This is a genomic window from Limosilactobacillus mucosae (assembly GCF_046939755.1).
Lineage (GTDB): Bacteria > Bacillota > Bacilli > Lactobacillales > Lactobacillaceae > Limosilactobacillus > Limosilactobacillus mucosae_A.
Genome location: NZ_JBKZAY010000116.1, coordinates 1 through 309, shown reverse-complemented (window position 1 = coordinate 309; position 309 = coordinate 1). Strand labels below are relative to the sequence as shown.

Sequence of the window (309 nt, the reverse complement as noted above, 5' to 3'; positions counted from 1 at the left end):
TGTCTTAGCGGTAACCAGCTTATCGCCACCGTTTGGATGACAATGCTGACACTTGTATGTCTTCGCATAAACGTTCCTGCAGACAGTATGTGCTGGAACGTATACTGCTTCTCGGCTTGCCAATCGGCGGCCAATCTGCTTCATTTCTTGATGACAGTCAGGACAAGTTTTATCATCCAGATCGTATTCACAGTCTTCTTGTGGCAGACAGTCTAGATTTTCTTTCCGGCTGTTGCTTTGCTTTGGCTTAGGGTGACGACTGGGTTCTCGCTTTTTTACCGCCGCACCTGAAGATTCGTGGTTATCAGG

1 protein-coding gene is annotated in these 309 nt (G+C 47.6%); it reads right to left on the bottom strand.

Features of this window, described 5'->3' with window-relative positions; genetic code table 11:
* Positions 1-309, bottom strand: a 309-nt coding sequence (locus ACLUWI_RS10435) for an IS66 family transposase zinc-finger binding domain-containing protein (protein ID WP_412147253.1), incomplete at both ends; no start/stop codon positions are given.